This window comes from Pantoea sp. EKM20T, assembly GCF_011800485.1.
In the GTDB taxonomy this organism is placed as follows: Bacteria; Pseudomonadota; Gammaproteobacteria; order Enterobacterales; family Enterobacteriaceae; genus Pantoea; species Pantoea agglomerans.
The window spans coordinates 229,351-247,170 of record NZ_JAALFW010000001.1 but is presented as its reverse complement, the minus strand read 5'-3'; the positions used below and the strand labels follow the sequence as shown (position 1 = coordinate 247,170).

Here is a 17,820-nt window from a genome sequence, read left to right as displayed (position 1 = left end):
CCACTATCAGAGCCATCATGATTAATCTGCGTGACCGCATTCAGCAGCAGGTATTTCGCCTTAACGGCCTGTCGATGAATGAATTTGACCTCTCTCAACCGCCTGGCGATCCCGGCCTGTTTGGCCCGGACAGCGTGATCTGGCGCGTCCACGGTGACTTCACCTCCATGATGTGCGGCGGGATCAGCGCGCTGCTGTTGCAGATGCTGCATCCGGCGGCACTGGCGGGCGTCTGGGATCACTCCAATTTCCGTGAAGATATGATGGGCCGCCTGCGGCGCACCAGTCAGTTTATCGCCGTGACCACCTACGGTAATTCGCAGGATGCACAGACGCTGATTGACCGGGTGAAACGCATTCACCTGAAAGTCAGCGGCGTCGACAGCGAAGGTAAACCCTATGCCGCCAGCGATCCGCATCTGCTGACCTGGGTGCATGTGGCGGAGACCAGCCGTTTTCTGGCCGCCCATCTGCGCTACAAAAATCCACATCTCAGCCGCGCCGGGCAGGATCAGTACTATCAGGAGGCGGCGCAGATTGCCGAAGCGCTGGGGGCGGAGAAGGTACCGAAAAGCGTTGTTGATGTTGCGGATTATCTGCAACAGATGCGTTCAGAGCTGCGCTTTGATCATCGCACTGCCGAAGTGACGCGATTGCTGATGAATGCTCCCGCACCCAGCTGGCAGGCAAAACCGGTGATGAAAATCATGCTGAAGTCAGGGTTCGGGCTGATGCCAGCCTGGGCGCAGGCAATGTCCGGTACGGAGATCGGCCGCTTTCAGCAGGCGATCATTGACAGGAAGATTAATGCGATTGCGGTGGGGTTAAGGTGGTCGATTCAGCGCGGTGCCTGGTATCGGGCGATGGTGCGGATGGGAAGGGTGGTGGGGTGAGGGGTTCACTGGTAAAAGGGTGGATTGCTTTAGCGCATAAAGGATTACTCAACCGCAGTGTTAGATATCGGGGCCTGGGCAGGTGCTTTTGTGCAGACGTTAACTTATTGGGGGTTAGTTACAACAGGCTGATTGGGGCAGATACTAACATCCGTTTTGTGCCAGCGACGGAAGTTGCCGCATGAGAGACATACGCGTATATAATTGCGGTAGAATGAATGCACATTTTATGGATGAAAGGTGAAGCACCATGAAAGTTAGTGAGGCAGATTTGCTAAAGTCGGGTTTTACTGATGCTGATTTGAAAAAAATTAAAAATAACCTTGAAAGCTATGGCGGTACTCTGGGGGAAGCCGTAGCGGATTTAAAAAACAGATTCAGGGTGCTGTTATGGATTATTTCTGGCTGCACGTTAGTCTTTATATTTCTTCTGTGTTTCTCCACTAAAACATATATTTTAGGCGGAGGCCTGTCTCTGCTAATCGGGGTAGTCATAGTGACGTTTATTCAACCGCCAATGCTGGCCTGGAAGTCATGGCGTTACTGCCGGTTGAATAAAGAGTTAGCGTGATTGCTCGTTTAGGCTGAGTAAATCAAATATCACTTTAGCTTTAACACCCCAGCCAACGATTTTCATGGTCAGCTTCGGACGGCTCATAGTGTCAACTTTACGGAAGTAATCACGGGGCATCCATCTGAACAGCCGCCATGCGCCAGGCTTTCTCGCCAGCCCCCTAATGCTGTAAATATCGGCAGTAAGCGTTACCGTATTATAAAAAGCCAGTCCTGACTCTGGCTTAAAACCCATAAATTCAGCAGCTTGCATTGCACCATCGGCAAACATGCCTTCTGTGTTCTCGCCAGAGAGGCGCGGAATGAGTTCTTTAGACAGCCCATTAAGCCCGTCCATAACGAGAACGGCACCGGCCAGTGCGCCGAGTGGCGTCATTGTCGATATCATCAAAGCACCGCCGACAACAGCAAAACCTGAAATTACAACACGAACAGCGGAAATCATGTAACCCACAATTTTGTTGTTTTCACGCACAAACTCCACTTTGGCGTAGAGTTCTGCTGTCTTTGAACGCAGCAATTGTCCCTGCTCTTCAAGATTTTCTGTCTCTGACCTAAGGTGCTTAACGCACTTCATGCATTCTTCATCAGATTTCGCCTGCCGGGCGGCGGCGAACTGCCGGTCAATAACCGATTTTATTTCCTGGACGAACTGCAACCGGGTTAGCCCATCCCTGAGATAGAAAGCTGACAACCTGTTAGCTGTATCGATAAGTTTCCTGGCTTCAAGGTTGACCATTGTTTCAGCCCAGGCTTTATTCCTCCCGCCTGAGCGCATTATTTCAAGCAATGCTGCGTCCATTTTTTATCTCCCTATACATTACATCATCGATAATACTCTCTGATTATCAGCTGTAAACAACCAAAGGCCGCTCCATCGGTAATCAGCGATGCCATAATAATAAGTAGCAGGCGACTACTCAAGCGATCGCCAGAATAAGCTGATCAATTGCGTCTGCAGCAAATGACTATGAATGGGTTAAAGATTTATACAGTCGGCCAGAAATTTAATTAATGGTTAAGGTAAAAAGGATATTTAATAAACACCGTTGTGCTGAATTAAACATACGATTCTGGAATGGCTTGCCCACGTCTCCTGAGTATCCTCAATATGAGTATTTATTCCGAACTTACGCTCCTCGCTCATAGTGGTCTCTGATACTAACAACGGCCACACTTCCAAAGCGCAGCACTTCACCAAAAACCCTCACCACACCTCCAACTCCCACACTTTGAGACTATTACCCTTGTCTCAGATAGCCGCAGCCAGGATCCTGCTCTATTCTCGGGGAAAATGGATTCCTCCAGGCTTTGTCGAGGCACTATGACGTACAAATCCCTGATTGCTGAAGTCCACAATCAGCAGCGCACCCTGACCGCCATTGTCGAACAGGATGAGCGCACTGCCTATTTTTACATCTGGCCAACCGACCTGTTCCGCAGCCAGTATGCGGTACGCGGCTGCTGGCTACGAAACCTGCTGCCGGCACCGGCGCAGGAAGATCGCGAGGCGATGGAGCAGGGCATAGCGCCGCTGCTCAGCGCCGAGTATTGCCGTAATCTGGAAGCGGAACCCGCGCTGGATCCAGCCGGTCTGCAGGTGCTATGGGAGCCGAGCGATGATGGCGCGGCGCTGTGGTATTACGGCCAGCTACTGGCGGTGATCCCCGGCTGGAGTCTCTATCAGGAGAAGCAGGTGAGCTTCTCTGCAGGCTGCATCAAAAAGAACCGGCTGACGGCACCGCTGGGGTCGGCATCAACCAATGACTACTACGCACGTGCGGAGCATCAGCGTCAGTTCTGGCGCGAATGGCACGACGGCAGCGAGTGGGATAAGGTGCAGAACGATCTGATGGCCTGCTATCAGGCGCGCTTTGGCGAGTCAGTGAAGTATTACGCTATCGATCAGGGCAGCTGGCCGCCGATGGCGATCTCCCAGCACTGGCATCAGGGCGTCTGGTATTTCCTGACCATCGGCATGAGCATCCGGCCAATGCCGCAGGTCGATTATCTGTTTGATGAGCTGGCGCCGCAGTATCGCCGCATTGAACTGGGTATGGCGGTTGACGGTGAAGTCATGACCGAAGGCAATGCGGTGCAGATGGCCAGCGCGCTGGCGGAATTCGTGCATCTGCCGTGGGCGCGACTGACCTGGCTGGGCGAGGGTCATACGCTGGCGTCGGAAGTGGCACCCGTCGGCTTTGAAAGTTTCCTGCTTGCCAATGAGCTGGCAACCGAACAGGCGCAGTTCTCGCTGCCAAAACGCGACGGCGATCGCCCGACTCTGCTCTGGACTACGCCGATTACGGAAACGGAACGGCAGTTCGCGCAGGCGGATGAACATGGTGGTCAGAAGTTACGGGAATTGTTAACGGCGGATGGCAATAATCACATCTTCCGTCCGCGCCAGCAGGTCGTCAGTTCAGAAGAATAGGCCAGCAGTAATGCGCCTGTTTGCCCATTCCCCGGCGCCCGCCGGGGATGTGATAGTTTCCATGTGAAATTAAATTTTTACAAAAATCAAACATTTCTTAAATATGTGATCCTGCTCATCTCAAGTTCCCGCTTGCCGCGCCGTTAAACCCGATCAGGCAATCGCGCCGCACCAGGTTCAGGGGAACGAAGATGTTTAAAACAACACAATCCCGCTTCACCGCAACAATGATCGCGTTCTTTGTTGCGCTTTTACTCGTTACAGTCTGGGTTATTAATCAGTTTGTCGCGCCACAGCTGGTCGATAGCGAAAGCCGTCTGGTTCGCTATCAGGTGGATTCGCTGGCTTCCGGTATCGTTGAACAGATGAACCGCGTTCAGGCCCAGCAGCGCGCCATTACCGAAGCCGCATCCGTCATGGACAGCGCCACTATCGACACCCTGTTACCGACGCTGGTTAACCAGTATCAGGACAGCAATGTGTTTGGTGGCGGGATCTGGCCACTACCAAATCGTCGTGACCCGGCCAAAGAGAAGGACAGCAGCTTCTTTGCCCGTAATGCCAGCAATGAACTGCAGGTGAACACCTACTGGAACTCCGACGCGGCTGACAAATACTGGGAGCAACCCTGGTACAAAGATGGCATGGCCGCTCCAAAAGGCCAGTGTGCCTGGGCAAAAGCCTATCAGGATGCCGCCAGCCCGCAGCCGCGCACCAACTGTGCTATGGCTATCTACAAAAACGGCACGGCCTGGGGTGTCGCCACCATCGATGTGACGCTGGGGTTCTTTAACCAGCTGGCGAAGCAGATGGGTGAAACCATTCAGGGCAACGTCCTGATCGTCGAAGCCGACGGTAAAGTCGTGGGCAATGGCGCACTGGTGAATGCAGCACCGAAGCTGGAGAACCTGGCTGACGTGCAGATGCCGATGGCAGCACCGCTGAAAACGCTGCTTAACGGTGTTGGCAATCAGCCGCTGGAAACCACCTATGACAGCAGTGAAGGCGAGCAGACGCTGTTCGTGCAGGCCATTCCTGGCAGCCCGTGGTATCTCGCCAGCAGCCTGCCAACCAGCCTGCTGAAAGCGCAGTCGCACAACATGCTGACTCGTCTGGGTCTGGTGCAGATCCCTCTGGCGGTAATCCTGCTGCTGGTGTCGCTGGGCTTTGTCCGCGCCATGATGAAACGCCTCAACGTGCTGAACAGCAACATCGAAGCGCTGTCGACCGGTGGTGCGGATCTGACTCAGCGTCTGCCAGCCAGCAACAGCCCGGAGTTCAACGCCGTCGCGCAGAGCTTTAACCAGTTCATCAGCTATCTGCAGGGGCTGCTCCAGCAGGTGGGCGACAGCGCGCTGGCGATCACCGCCGCGTCGCGGGAAATTGCCAGCGGCAACGCCAATCTCTCCTCCCGTACCGAAGATCAGGCCAGCTCGATTGTGGAAACGGCCGCGTCGATGGAGCAACTGACCGGCACCGTGCGTCAGAACGCCGACAACGCCACCCACGCTAACCAGCTGGCGGGTGATGCCTCGCAGGTGGCCGCACGTGGCACCGAAGTGGTCCGTCAGGTGGTGACCACCATGGGCGAGATTCATCACTCATCCCGTAAAGTGGTCGATATCATCAGCGTGATCGACAGCATCGCATTCCAGACCAATATCCTGGCGCTGAACGCCGCAGTAGAAGCCGCACGGGCCGGTGAACAGGGTCGCGGTTTTGCGGTGGTGGCATCGGAAGTGCGCAACCTGGCACAGCGTTCAGCCAACTCGGCGCGTGAGATTAAAAAGTTAATCGAAGAGTCGGTGGCGAACATCGATACCGGCAGCGCGCTGGTCGAGCAGGCGGGTCAGACCATGGATGAGCTGATGAAGGGCGTGAGCAGTGTGACAACGCTGATGAGCGAAATCATGTCAGCCAGCCGCGAACAGAGCCTGGGCATCGAACAGGTTAACGTTGCGATTACCCAACTGGATGGCACCACACAGCAGAACGCCGTGCTGGTGGAGCAGGTTTCTGCTGCCGCGCAGGCGATGGAATCGCAAAGCACCCAGCTTGAGCGGGTGGTTCAGAGCTTCCGACTGTAATCCCTCTCCAGGCCAGCCCTGCTGGCCTGATTTTCTCTCTGCTTCATCCGCTTATCTCCGCCTGACCCGGGTAAAAAATCCTCGATGATCCGCCCAAACCGATAATTCTGTGCCAGAATAGTTGGGAATAATCTCAAGGAAACGCCATGTCTGCTATTGAAGTTATCCTCGTTGACCACCTCGATCGTCCCACCGGCAAGATGGAAAAGCTGGAAGTGCATGAAAAAGGATTACTGCACCGCGCGGTGACGGTCTACGTCTTCAATTCCCGGCAGGAGCTGTTGCTACAACGGCGTGCCAGCGATAAATATCATTGTGGTGGCTTGTGGAGTAATACCTGCTGTGGTCATCCTTATCCCCATGAATCAACCCGCGACGCCGCCGAGCGCCGCCTGCGTGAAGAGATGGGGATGGTGGTGACGCTGACGCCGGTGTTTGAGCTGAGCTACAACCTGAAACTGAGCAATGGCCTGACTGAACATGAGTATGGTCACGTCTTCTTTGCCGTCTGCGACAGCCTGCCGCAGCTGAATCCGCAGGAAGCGGATGCCTGGGATTATCGCCCGATGGCGCTGATTGAGCAGCAGATGCAGCAGCAGCCACAGCAGTTCACACCGTGGTTTTTGCACACTTTCCCGCGCATCCCGGACTATCTGGAGCAGTTTCCTTTCCCGACAGTTACCGCATAAAAAAACCGCACTAAAGTGCGGTTTCAATGCTGGCCGGAGAGCCGGGCCGGGGTAAACAGTGCGCCAGGGTTATGAGCCCGTTTGCTCCCTGAGCCTGCGCGCTATCCACGCCCTGAGCGTTGATTATCGCTGCAGCTCGAAATCTTCCGCATCCACATCATAACCCGACGGTTCCCAGCGGATCGCCAGCAGCGCCAGCAGGCCCGCCAGTGGTGCCAGGAAGATCACCCAGAACACGCCGGTGCCCAGCGCCGCGACCAGCACCGGAAACAGAAACAGCGAAACGGTAGAGCTGCCGCGCATCAGCGTCTGGTTAAAGCCGACACCCACGCCGCGCAGCGACGTCGGATAGCTCAGCGACGCAAAAGTCATGGTATGGGAGCCAGGCCCGAATCCCTGTCCAAACAGGAACAGCGCCAGCATGCCGATCGCCAGCGCGGCTTCCTGACCGCCTTCCGGACGACCAATCAGCGCCAGCCCGAGCAGCGCCACGCACTGACAGGCATAACCCGCCACCGACATCTTCCACGCCCCGAGGCGCGGCACCAGTCGCACCGCCAGTATCCCGCCGACAAAGGCGAACAGCAGATTCAGCGCCAGCGATACCAGAATGGTGGTAAGCATTGACTGGGCAAAGAAGCTGGAGATGATCACCGGCAAGCCAAACGCCACCGCGTTATAAGCAAAAGATGAGGCAATGGAAGTGATGGTCGCCAGCAGGGTACGGCGGCGATAAACACCCTGTAACAGCGCACCATAGTTACGCCAGCTCGCCTTGCGCACCGGCGTAGCAGGCGTCAGCGCGACGTCGGGCGCCACCTGGGCATTAATACTCCACGCACTGCGTAAAATCGCCGCGGCACCTTTCAGGTCGCCCTGATTCGCCGCCCAAACCGGGGATTCGCTCATGTAACGGCTACGGATGGCGATGATGATAATCGCCGGAACGGCACCAAAACCAAGGATTAGACGCCAGAGCCAGTCGGTGTGGCTTTCGGGTAACACGGCATAGAGCAAGAGCACCAGCAGATAAGAGATGCTGATCGCCGCATACCAGGTTGGGCACCACATCGCCACGCTGGCCGCTTTATTTCCCTTGCCACGTAGTCTGGAAAACTCCGCCAGAAACGCCATCGCCACCGGCAGATCGATTCCGACTCCCAGACCCATCACAAAACGCGCGCCGGCCAGCACGTACTCATTGGGGGCAAACGCACAGGCGATAGCCGCCACCACGAAAAAGAACATATCGGCCATAAACACCCGATAACGGCCAATTTTATCCGTGAGATAGCCGCCGATCAGTGCGCCGATAATGGCCCCGAAGGTGATTGCCGAGGCGACTATGCCGGTGCCGGTCGGGGTGAGATTGAATTCGCGCGTGATGTCTTTGATGCCAAAGGCCAGCGCACCCAGGTCGTAGGCGTCAAGGAAGACGCCCCCCAGCGCAATCGCCACCACAATGCGGGCATTATTACGGGCGCTGTCGCCACTGTTCACTAATCGGGAGACGTCAGCTGCGCTGCGGATCCACTGTGTTTCGCCACCGGGCGAACTCCCTGCTGTTGCCACATGGGCGGAAGAGGTCAGGTCGGACATGATGTTGTGCGTCTTTTATTATAAAAACAGATTTCCGAGAATAGCCGTTTAGACGCCCAGACGTAAATTCATTTAGGTTATATGAGATGAATTTATAATCTCAAATCGTTATCAATTTGCGATAAAGTCAGCTGCATCGCCGCTGCGCCAGGCTACGCTTTTAAGGCAGATAATTTCCGCTGCACGCCTTGCCAGCCTCCCGCAGAGTGGCAGGAGGGCAGCCTGAACGCGCAGGCGCACAACGCCTTGTGAATCATCACGCACGAACAAAACGTAAAAACAACACACTGCGATAAGGAAAAAGCCATGGTCAGAATTCGGGGTTGGATGGGCGTCAGCGCTTTGCTGCTCAGCATGGGGATAGCACAGGCGGCGGACCCGGTGCGGGTCGGCTCAAAAATTGATACCGAAGGATCGCTGCTGGGCAATGTGATTCTTCAGGTGCTGGAAAAGCATGGGGTAAAAACCGTCAATAAAATTCAGCTCGGCACCACGCAGGTGGTGCGCGGTGCCATCACGGCGGGCGAACTTGATATCTATCCGGAATATACCGGCAACGGTGCATTTTTCTTCAATGATGAGAAAGACAGCGCCTGGAAAAATGCCACCGAAGGCTACGAGAAAGTGAAGAAGCTGGATGCGGAGAAAAACCATCTGGTCTGGCTGACGCCCGCTCCGGCTAATAACACCTGGACCATCGCTGTGCGAAAAGATCTGGCTGAAAAAAATCAGCTCAACTCTCTGGCGGACCTCAGCGCCTGGCTGAAAAAAGGCGGCACCTTCAAACTGGCGGCCTCAGCAGAATTTATTGAACGCAGCGATGCCTTACCCGCCTTTGAAAAAGCCTATGGCTTTGATCTCAAGCAGGACCAGCTGCTGTCACTGGCTGGCGGCGATACCGCTGTTACCATCAGCGCAGCGGCACAGCAGACTTCCGGCGTAAACGCGGCGATGGCGTACGGCACCGACGGTCCGGTAGCGGCATTAGGTCTGCAGACGCTCAGCGATCCTAAAGGGGTTCAGCCGATTTATGCGCCGACGCCAGTGATCCGTGAATCGGTACTCAAAGCCTATCCACAGATTGCAGAGTGGCTGAAGCCGGTGTTCAGCGCGCTTGACGAGAAGACGCTGCAACAGCTCAACGCCAGAATCGCGGTCGACGGTCAGGATGCCAGCAGCGTAGCGACCGAATGGCTGCAGCAGAAAAAGCTGCTGTAACCGATGCAGATATCGCGGGAAGCGATACGCCGTCCGGTTGAGCAGCCGGTGGCACTGCTGCTGCTGACGCTGCTGACTCTGGCGCTGGTGGCATTGCCGTTTCTGAACTTCGCCCCGAACCGCCTGGTGGCGGGTGAACCGCTGATGGGCTGGCAGATTAGCCGCTTCGGGCTGTTGCTGCTGCCGCTGGTGACGCTGTGGCTGCTGCTGTGGCGGCATCCGACCCGCATCACGCTGATGCTGGCGCTGCTGGCGGCAGAACTGATGCTGGCGGCGATTATCTGGCTCAGCGGTCATCAGGCCACTTTACTCAGCCAGCAGGGCAGCCGTCTGGCGCGCACCAGCTTTGCCAGCGGATTGTGGTGCAGCGGCGCGCTGATCCTGCTGCTGATCACCGATCAGGTGCGGCAACTGACCCGCCATCGGCTGGCACAGCTGCTGCTCAATCTGCAGGTCTGGCTGTTGCCGCTGCTGCTGCTGTTCAGTGGCCAGCTCAGCGATCTCTCCCTGCTGAAAGAGTATGCCAACCGCCACGCGGTGTTTGATGCCGCGCTGAGCCGTCATCTCACCCTGCTGGCGGGCACGGTGGTGCCTGCGCTGATGATTGCGCTGCCGCTGGGCGTCACGCTGTTCCGGCGGCCTGGCTGGCAGGGCGGGGTGTTCGGTGTGCTGAATGTGATTCAGACTGTGCCCTCGGTGGCGCTGTTTGGTCTGCTGATTGCGCCGCTGGCCGGACTGGCTCAGCAGTTTCCGTGGCTCGGCGACTGGGGCATCAGCGGCATTGGGATGGCTCCGGCGCTGATCGCGCTGGTGCTTTACGCCCTGCTGCCGCTGGTGCGTAGCGTGGTGGTGGGGCTGCAACAGGTGCCGCACGAGGTGCGTGAGAGTGCACGTGGCGTCGGCATGAGTGGCTGGCAGCAGTTTATTGCGGTGGATGTGCCGCTGGCGCTGCCGGTCTGGCTGGCGGGCCTGCGGGTAGTGGTGGTGCAGACGCTGGGCATGGCGGTGGTTGCGGCGCTGATTGGCGCGGGCGGCTTTGGCGCGATTATTTTCCAGGGACTGCTAAGCAGTGCGCTTGATTTGGTGTTGCTGGGTGTGATCCCGGTGATTGCGCTGGCGGTGGTCATCGATGCGCTGTTCCGCCTGCTGATCTCACTGCTGGAGAGAAAAGATGATTGAGTTTGACGGCGTTTCCCGCGCGTTTAACGGTAAAGCGGCGGTGAAAGATCTGTCGTTACAGGTGGCGAAAGGGGAATTTTGCGTGCTGCTTGGCACCTCCGGTTCGGGCAAATCGACCACCCTGAAGATGATCAACCGGCTGGTGGAGTTTGACAGTGGTGAAATCCGCTTTGCCGGAGAGTCGATTCGCCAGCTCGATGCCCGCACGCTGCGGCGGCGCATGGGTTACGCCATCCAGTCGATTGGCCTGTTCCCGCACTGGACGGTGCGGAAGAATATCTCCACGGTGCCAGTGCTACTGGGCTGGCCCCGGGCACAAATCAATGAACGTATCACGGCGCTGCTGGCGCTGCTGAATCTCGATGCGCAGCTGCTGGACCGCTATCCGCATCAGCTCTCGGGTGGGCAGCAGCAGCGCATCGGCGTGGCGCGGGCGCTGGCGGCGGATCCGGAAGTGTTACTGATGGATGAGCCGTTTGGTGCACTCGACCCGGTGACGCGCGGGGTGCTGCAACAGGAGATGTTGCGCATTCATCAACTGTCGGGCCGCACCATCGTGCTGGTGACGCACGACATCGACGAAGCGCTGACGCTGGCAGACCGTATTGTGCTGATGGATAACGGCGAGATTGTTCAGCAGGGCAGGCCAGTCGAGCTGCTGACCCAGCCGAAAAATGATTTTGTGCGCGACTTCTTTGGTCGCAGCGAAATGGGGGTACGGCTGTTGTCGCTGGAGCAGGTCGGTAATGCCGTGCGGCGCGGCGAGTGGCTGCCGGGCGAACCGATCGCTGCGGCACTGACGCTGCGCGATGCCCTGTCGCAGTTTATCGCCCGGCGTACCGATAAACTGCCGGTCATTGACGATCAGCAGCGGCCGCTGGGCGTGCTCCACTTTGGCGATCTGCTGCAACTGCGCGAGGATTTAACATGCGCAGGCTAAGGGATCCGCTGCTGTGGCTGGTGCTGTTCTACGGCGCGCTGCTGACCCTGATGCCTTACAGCGGGCCGCTGTTTCACCGCTGGTTTCCCGAACTGGCGCGGCCTCTCTATCAGCAGGAGAGCTTCTGGCAGCTGACGCTGGCGCATCTGTTTCTGGTGATCACCGCCAGCCTGCTGGCGATTGTGATTGGCATTGGCAGTGGTGTGCTGGTGACACGGCGGGCGGGGCGGGCCTTCCGGCCGTTGATGGAAACCATTGTGGCGGCAGGGCAGACGATTCCGCCGGTGGCGGTGCTGGCAATTGCGGTGCCGGTGATGGGATTTGGCGCCTGGCCCGCAGTCGTGGCGCTGCTGCTCTATGGATTGCTGCCGATTTTACAGGGGACGCTGGCGGGTATTGATAGCGTACCGGCCAGCAGTCGGGAGATCGCCATCGGGGTCGGCATGAGTAGCTGGCAGCGGCTGTGGCAGATTGAGCTGGCGCTGGCTGCGCCGGTCATCATCGCCGGGATACGCACCTCGGTGATCATCAACATCGGCACCGCTGCCATCGCCTCGACGGTCGGCGCGAAAAGTCTGGGATCGCCGGTGATTATCGGCTTAAGCGGCTTTAATACAGCCTATGTGATTCAGGGGGCATTACTGGTGGCGCTGCTGGCGATAGTCAGCGATCGCCTGTTTGAACGCCTGCAGCGCTGGCTTAGCGTGAGTGAACGATGAGAGAGTATCCCACCAGCATCAGACCGCCGGTGCCGCCTGCCGCCATAATAAAAAACAGCGTGGCGAAGAAAGCTTTTTTACAGTTCATGGGTAAAACCTGAGCTCGTTAACAGTGAGGCGGGGATAATAGCGCGCGCAAGGCAGCAGGCAAAGTGCCCGGCGTGCGTTTTTGTTATCAGGCGGGATCGTGCAACCGCACGGCATAGCCCTGTTCCTGCCAGTGTGACAGCTGTTCCTGCTGGCGGCGGGTCAGTTTTTTACCGGTAAAGACAAACATATTCATGCCGGGAAAGAGTTCAGGACGCGGTAAATCCAGCGGTTCTGCCAGCACATCAATCCGCCAGCCATGCTGCGACAGACGCCAGCCTTCCAGCCAGATGCGGGTACGATCGTCGATACCCCAGCCAATAATCAGCGCATCTTTACCCGATTTTTTGCGGCTGCCGGTCAGGCAGAACGCGACATAATCGATCAGCAAACCATCCAGCAGACTGCACATGGTGCGGGCGGTGTTCTGGTCCAGACTCAGCTTCTGGCGCACTGGCATAAAAACATGGTCGATCAGCGCATCAATCGGATGTTCGCGACCAATCGCGGCAATTTTATTACGAAGTTTAGCGGGTCTGACGTGACGCAGGACGCTGATCAGCTCATCCTGGAGTGTGGTCCAGCCGTCATGGGCATCAACATCGCCACCTTCCAGCAGTGCCTTAACTTTACCGACCGGCACGCCGCTTTCAATCCAGCGCATGATCTCTTCGATGCGATGAACATCTTCTTCGTCAAACTGACGATGTCCGCCTTCGGTACGTTGCGGCTTCAGTAAGCCATAACGACGCTGCCAGGCGCGCAGGGTGACTGGGTTTATGCCACAGCGCTCGGCGACGTCACCGATACTGTATAAGGTCATAAATTCCTCTTTCGATTGGTCTGAGTGCAATTACCATAACGAAGCCGACTAAGTTGTACAATACATTTCTCGATGTACAACTTGACTGATACGCCGTTTCTCCGTTATATCTCATATAAGAGAATTATTCCCAAATATGAGAAATTACCATGTCAGAGCTGAATACGGAGCAACGACTGGCGGTGAGGCTGGCAGAATTACGCCTGCAACGCGGCTGGTCGCTGGATGAACTTGCTGTCGCAACGGGCATCAGTCGTGCGTCATTATCGCGCATTGAGCGAAGCGAGACCAGCCCTACTGCTGCACTGCTTAACCGTCTGTGTGTTGCCTACGGATTAACGATGTCGCGCCTGCTCAGTGAAGTGGAGGAGGAGTCCAGTTTGCTGATCAGAGATGACCAGCAGCCCGTGTGGCAGGATGAATCCAGCGGATTTATTCGTCGGAATGTCTCACCCCCTGCGCTTCATTTCCGATGCGAACTGGTTGAGGGCAAATTACGACCCGGTGCACGTATAGATTATGATGCGCCACCCATTCAGGGGCTGGAGCAGCATATCTGGCTGCGCGAGGGCGGCCTCACCGTCACGATGGGGGCGCAGCAGTGGGCGCTGAAGCCCGGTGACTGCTTACGTTTTCATCTGGTCGGGAAATCGGCTTTTGAGGCGCACCTGACTGACGGTGCGCGCTATTTACTGGTGGTGGCGAAACCATGATCGATTACACAATACTTCGCGCCGACGAAGCGCAACCGCAATTGGATGAACTCACAGCGGTGCTGCAGGCCTGTGTGGCAGACGGTGCCAGCGTCGGCTTTATTGATGCCGCAGACGAAGAGGTGATGACGCGATTCTGGCAGCAGCGGATCGCCGGTCTGGCAGACGGCGACAGCGAATTATTCGTTGCGCGGCAGCACGGTCGCATCGTGGGCACGGTCATTCTCAGTGGCAGCGCGATGCCTAATGGCCGCCACCGGGCGGAGATCAGCAAATTGCTGGTGCATCCGCAGGCGCGCCGTCAGGGCATCGCGCGTGAGCTGATGCAGCGCGCTGAGCAGCAGGCCCGTGCGCAGGGCAAAACGCTGCTGGTGCTGGATACGCGCAGCGGCGATGTCGCCAGCGATCTCTATCGCTCGCTGGGCTGGCAGGTGGCGGGGTCGATCCCGTTTTATGCCGAATCCACCGCGGGCGTGCTGGATGCCACCACCTATATGTACAAAGTGCTGGCGTAGCCAGCCGCTAGCTCATGCGGCTGGCCTTTCTTCGTGCCGGCCCGGGTTGACGGGCTGCCTGCACGACCCTGAACCGGGCAACTGCTGAAATTTACGACGTCGCACGAAAAATTCGGCGCGAAAGCTGACGCCAACAGGATACTGTGTAAAAATACAGGCCATATTTTCGGTGTGGTAACGCAAATCATGGCCCTGACAGCCGCAGTAAAAAGCCAGATAGCGCAGTGGTATAAAGCGCTTCAGGAGCAGGTGCCTGACTTCATCCCACGTGCGCCGCAGCGCCAGATGATCGCCGAAGTGGCGAAGTGCCTGGCGGGCGACGATTCGCGCCATCTGGCGGTTGAAGCGCCAACCGGCGTGGGCAAAACCCTCTCTTATCTGATCCCGGGCATCGCGGCCAGCCGCGCCCAGGAGAAGCGGCTGGTGATCAGCACCGCCAACGTGGCGCTGCAGGATCAAATCTTCACCAAAGATCTGCCGCTGCTGAAAAAAATCATTCCCGATCTCACCTTTACTGCCGCCTTTGGCCGCGGGCGCTATGTCTGTCCGCGTAATCTGGCGGCGATGGCGGCCGATGACGATGAGCAGGGCGATCTGCTGCTTTATCTGGACGATGACGCCGTCAGCAGCACTAAAGAGGAGCAGACGCAGTGTGGCCGGTTGCAGAAATCGCTGGATCGCTATCAGTGGGACGGCCTGCGCGATCACAGCGACGAGAACGTCAGCGACAGCCTGTGGCAGCGGCTTTCCACCGACAAAGCGAGCTGCCTTGGCGCACACTGTCGCTGGTATCGTGAATGCCCGTTCTTTGTGGCGCGGCGTGAAATCGAGCAGGTCGATGTAGTGGTGGCGAACCATGCGCTGGTCATGGCAGCAATGGAGAATGAGTCGGTGCTGCCACCGGCAAAAAACCTGATGCTGGTGCTGGATGAAGGGCATCACCTGCCGGAAGTGGCCCGCGATGCGCTGGAGATGAGCGCCGACATCACGCCGGGCTGGAGCAGCCTGCAGCTCGACCTCTTTATCAAGCTGGTAGAGAGCATTATGACGCAGATGCGGCCAAAATCGCCGCCGCCGCTGGCTAACCCGGAGCGGCTGAAAGCGCACTGCGATGAGCTGCGTGAACTGCTGACGATTACCGCTCAGGCGCTGAATCCGCTGCTGCCACCGCATAATCAGCCGGGCGAATTCCGCTTTGTGCTGGGGGCGTTGCCCCAGGAGTTGCTGGATCTCTGCGCCCGGCTCTTTAAGCTCAGCGATGCGCTGCGCGGCCTGAGTGAAGGTTTGATTAATGCGCTGAGCGAGCAGACCGGCAAGGTGGATGTGGTGCGACTGCATCGCAATCTGCTGCAGCTCAATCGCCAGTTTGGCTGGTTTGAATCGGTCAGCAAACTGTGGCGGCTGGCGGCGATGGAAAAAGCCTCTGGCGCGCCGGTGTCGAAGTGGATCACCCGCGAGCTGCGCGAAGGTCAGGCGCACCTGCTGTTTCACTGCGCTGGCATCCGCGTCAGCGACCAGCTGGAGAAGATGCTGTGGCGTAAAATTCCGCACGTGGTCGTGACCTCCGCCACGCTGCGATCGCTTAACAGTTTCAACCGCCTGCAGGAGATGTCGGGACTCAGCGAGAAAGCGGGCGACCGCTTTGTGGCGCTGGACTCCCCGTTTAACCACGTGGGGCAGGGCAAGCTGGTGATCCCGCAGATGCGCTATGAGCCGCTGATGACGCACGAAGCGGAGCATATCGCGGAGATGGCCGGTTTCTTCCGGCAGCAGATGGCGGAGAAAAAGCACAAAGGCGTGCTGGTGCTGTTTGCCAGCAACCGGGCGATGCAGCAGTTTGTCGCCTGTCTGCCCGACCTGCGCCTCTCAATGCTGGTTCAGGGCGATCAGCCGCGCAGCCGCCTGGTCGATCTGCATCGTCAGCGCGTCGCCAAAGGGGAAACCAGCATCCTGATTGGCCTGCAGTCGTTTGCCGAAGGGCTGGATCTCAAAGGCGATCTGCTGAGTCAGGTGCATATCCATAAAATCGCTTTTCCCCCGGTAGACAGTCCGGTAATTTTGACCGAAGGCGAGTGGCTGAAAAGCCTGAAACGCTATCCGTTTGAGGTGCAGAGCTTACCCAGCGCCTCTTTTACCCTGATTCAACAGGTCGGACGCCTGATTCGCAGCCATCAATGTTATGGCGAAATCGTCATTTACGACCGCCGTCTGCTGAGCAAATCCTACGGCAGCCGGCTATTAGCGGCGCTGCCGATCTTCCCGATTGAGCAGCCGGAAACGCCAGAGCCGGCAGCGATACCGGCCACCGTGGTGCCAAAAAATACGGTGCGTAAACGACGTCCCACGCGGCGCTGAGCCGCGCACTTAACCGGAAGCGAGTGATGGAACTGAATAAAATCATTAAAGAGATTGGTCGCGGTAAAAATCATGCCCGCGATATCGACTTTGATACTGCCGTGGCGCTCTATGGCGCGATGCTGGCGGGCGAGGTGCCGGACCTGGAGCTGGGCGGCATTCTGATTGCGCTGCGTATCAAAGGCGAAGGCGAAGCGGAAATGCGCGGCTTTTATCAGGCGATGCAGGCGCAGATGATGCAACTGCAGGCGCCGGAAAACCGCCCGATGCCGGTTGTGATCCCCAGCTACAACGGAGCACGCCGACAGGGCAATCTTACGCCGTTGCTGGCGCTGCTGCTGGTGAAACTCGGCTTCCCGGTGCTGGTGCATGGCGTCAGCGACGACGCGACGCGCATCACCAGTGAAGCGGTGTTTGCCGCGCTGGGTATTACCCCCGTCACCACCGCAGAGGCGGCGCAGGCAAAACTCGATCAGGGCGAACTCGCCTTTATCACCATCGATCATCTCTGCCCGCCAATGGCGAAACAGCTGTCGCTGCGCTGGCGAATGGGCGTGCGTAACAGCGCGCATACGCTGGCAAAACTGGCGACCCCGTTTGCCGAACGTGCGGCGCTGCGTCTGTCGAGCGTGTCGCATCCGGAGTATGTGCCGCGTGTGGCGAAATTCTTCAGTGACATCGATGCGCCTGCGATACTGCTCAATGGCACCGAAGGAGAAGTCTATGCCAATCCACAGCGCTGCCCGGCGATCAGCATGATTCAGGGCGCAGGCGCGGAAGCGGAAGTGTGGGTTGAGCGTCAGCCCGAAGTAGCCGTTGAACTGCCGGCCGATAAGACGGCAGAGGTAACCGCGCGCTGGATTGAGCAGGTGCTGAATCAGCAGCGGCCGGTGCCCGCATCATTGCGACTGCAGCTCGCCTGCTGCCTGCGCGCCAGCGGCCAGTGCGACTCGCTGGCGGCGGCAGAGCAGCAGATCCTCACCGCCGGTTACTGAC

16 protein-coding genes are annotated in these 17,820 nt (G+C 57.7%); 13 read left to right on the top strand and 3 right to left on the bottom strand.

What is annotated here, in order from left to right:
* The first annotated feature begins 17 nt into the window (after nucleotides 1–17).
* Together HFD94_RS01170 and HFD94_RS01165 are read left to right on the top strand one after the other, a co-directional pair.
* Nucleotides 18–893 carry an oxygenase MpaB family protein gene (locus HFD94_RS01170; protein ID WP_122889072.1) on the top strand — a complete coding sequence of 292 codons (876 nt, stop codon included), beginning with the start codon at nucleotides 18–20 and terminating at the stop codon, nucleotides 891–893.
* Nucleotides 894–1,143: 250 nt separating this feature from the next.
* Nucleotides 1,144–1,464, top strand: a complete 321-nt coding sequence (locus tag HFD94_RS01165; RefSeq protein WP_031591701.1) for a hypothetical protein — start codon at nucleotides 1,144–1,146, stop codon at nucleotides 1,462–1,464.
* Here HFD94_RS01165 and HFD94_RS01160 read toward each other — a convergent pair.
* Nucleotides 1,456–2,268 carry a DUF4225 domain-containing protein gene (locus HFD94_RS01160; protein WP_122889071.1) on the bottom strand — a complete coding sequence of 271 codons (813 nt, stop codon included), beginning with the start codon at nucleotides 2,266–2,268 and terminating at the stop codon, nucleotides 1,456–1,458. The genes HFD94_RS01165 and HFD94_RS01160 overlap by 9 nt on opposite strands.
* Nucleotides 2,269–2,790: 522 nt before the next feature.
* Between HFD94_RS01160 and HFD94_RS01155 the strand changes: the two genes are divergently transcribed.
* From HFD94_RS01155 to idi, 3 genes are all read left to right on the top strand, one after another.
* Nucleotides 2,791–3,900 carry a suppressor of fused domain protein gene (locus HFD94_RS01155; RefSeq protein ID WP_033766757.1) on the top strand — a complete coding sequence of 370 codons (1,110 nt, stop codon included), beginning with the start codon at nucleotides 2,791–2,793 and terminating at the stop codon, nucleotides 3,898–3,900.
* Between the two features lie 191 nt (nucleotides 3,901–4,091).
* Entirely contained in the window at nucleotides 4,092–5,987 is a 1,896-nt protein-coding gene (locus HFD94_RS01150) for a methyl-accepting chemotaxis protein (RefSeq protein WP_022625996.1), read from the top strand.
* Between the two features lie 146 nt (nucleotides 5,988–6,133).
* The gene (idi, locus tag HFD94_RS01145; RefSeq protein WP_167432712.1) at nucleotides 6,134–6,676 is read left to right on the top strand and encodes an isopentenyl-diphosphate Delta-isomerase; all 543 of its coding nucleotides are present in this window, start codon (nucleotides 6,134–6,136) and stop codon (nucleotides 6,674–6,676) included.
* 123 nt (nucleotides 6,677–6,799) lie between these two features.
* Here idi and HFD94_RS01140 read toward each other — a convergent pair whose 3' ends face one another.
* Nucleotides 6,800–8,275, bottom strand: a complete 1,476-nt coding sequence (locus HFD94_RS01140; protein WP_122889070.1) for an MFS transporter — start codon at nucleotides 8,273–8,275, stop codon at nucleotides 6,800–6,802.
* A gap of 306 nt (nucleotides 8,276–8,581) precedes the next feature.
* On the opposite strand from HFD94_RS01140, the gene HFD94_RS01135 reads away from it, so the two are divergent.
* Genes HFD94_RS01135 through HFD94_RS01120 form a run of 4 tightly spaced genes read left to right on the top strand, consistent with a single transcriptional unit; the run spans nucleotide 8,582 to nucleotide 12,331 of the window.
* Entirely contained in the window at nucleotides 8,582–9,493 is a 912-nt protein-coding gene (locus HFD94_RS01135) for an ABC transporter substrate-binding protein (protein ID WP_022625994.1), read from the top strand.
* A 3-nt stretch (nucleotides 9,494–9,496) separates the two neighbouring features.
* Entirely contained in the window at nucleotides 9,497–10,672 is a 1,176-nt protein-coding gene (locus HFD94_RS01130; protein ID WP_033785502.1) for an ABC transporter permease, read from the top strand.
* Nucleotides 10,665–11,612, top strand: a complete 948-nt coding sequence (locus tag HFD94_RS01125) for an ABC transporter ATP-binding protein (protein ID WP_122889069.1) — start codon at nucleotides 10,665–10,667, stop codon at nucleotides 11,610–11,612. Before HFD94_RS01130 ends, HFD94_RS01125 begins: the two co-directional genes overlap by 8 nt.
* Entirely contained in the window at nucleotides 11,600–12,331 is a 732-nt protein-coding gene (locus tag HFD94_RS01120; RefSeq protein WP_010669716.1) for an ABC transporter permease, read from the top strand. The genes HFD94_RS01125 and HFD94_RS01120 overlap by 13 nt, the downstream gene beginning before the upstream one ends.
* A gap of 175 nt (nucleotides 12,332–12,506) precedes the next feature.
* Here HFD94_RS01120 and HFD94_RS01115 read toward each other — a convergent pair whose 3' ends face one another.
* Nucleotides 12,507–13,241, bottom strand: a complete 735-nt coding sequence (locus tag HFD94_RS01115) for a MerR family transcriptional regulator (protein WP_010254274.1) — start codon at nucleotides 13,239–13,241, stop codon at nucleotides 12,507–12,509.
* 149 nt (nucleotides 13,242–13,390) lie between these two features.
* Here HFD94_RS01115 and HFD94_RS01110 point away from each other — a divergent pair, with 149 nt between their 5' ends.
* From HFD94_RS01110 to ybiB, 4 genes are all read left to right on the top strand, one after another.
* Complete coding sequence (locus HFD94_RS01110) at nucleotides 13,391–13,954, top strand: XRE family transcriptional regulator (protein WP_033771214.1); 564 nt, start codon at nucleotides 13,391–13,393, stop codon at nucleotides 13,952–13,954.
* Nucleotides 13,951–14,469: a GNAT family N-acetyltransferase gene (locus HFD94_RS01105; RefSeq protein WP_122889068.1), complete on the top strand. Its 519-nt coding sequence runs from the start codon at nucleotides 13,951–13,953 to the stop codon at nucleotides 14,467–14,469. The genes HFD94_RS01110 and HFD94_RS01105 overlap by 4 nt, the downstream gene beginning before the upstream one ends.
* Before the next feature lie 186 nt (nucleotides 14,470–14,655).
* Nucleotides 14,656–16,824: an ATP-dependent DNA helicase DinG gene (gene dinG / locus HFD94_RS01100; protein WP_122889174.1), complete on the top strand. Its 2,169-nt coding sequence runs from the start codon at nucleotides 14,656–14,658 to the stop codon at nucleotides 16,822–16,824.
* Between the two features lie 26 nt (nucleotides 16,825–16,850).
* Nucleotides 16,851–17,819, top strand: a complete 969-nt coding sequence (gene ybiB / locus HFD94_RS01095; protein WP_122889067.1) for a DNA-binding protein YbiB — start codon at nucleotides 16,851–16,853, stop codon at nucleotides 17,817–17,819.
* Nucleotide 17,820 lies beyond the last annotated feature (1 nt).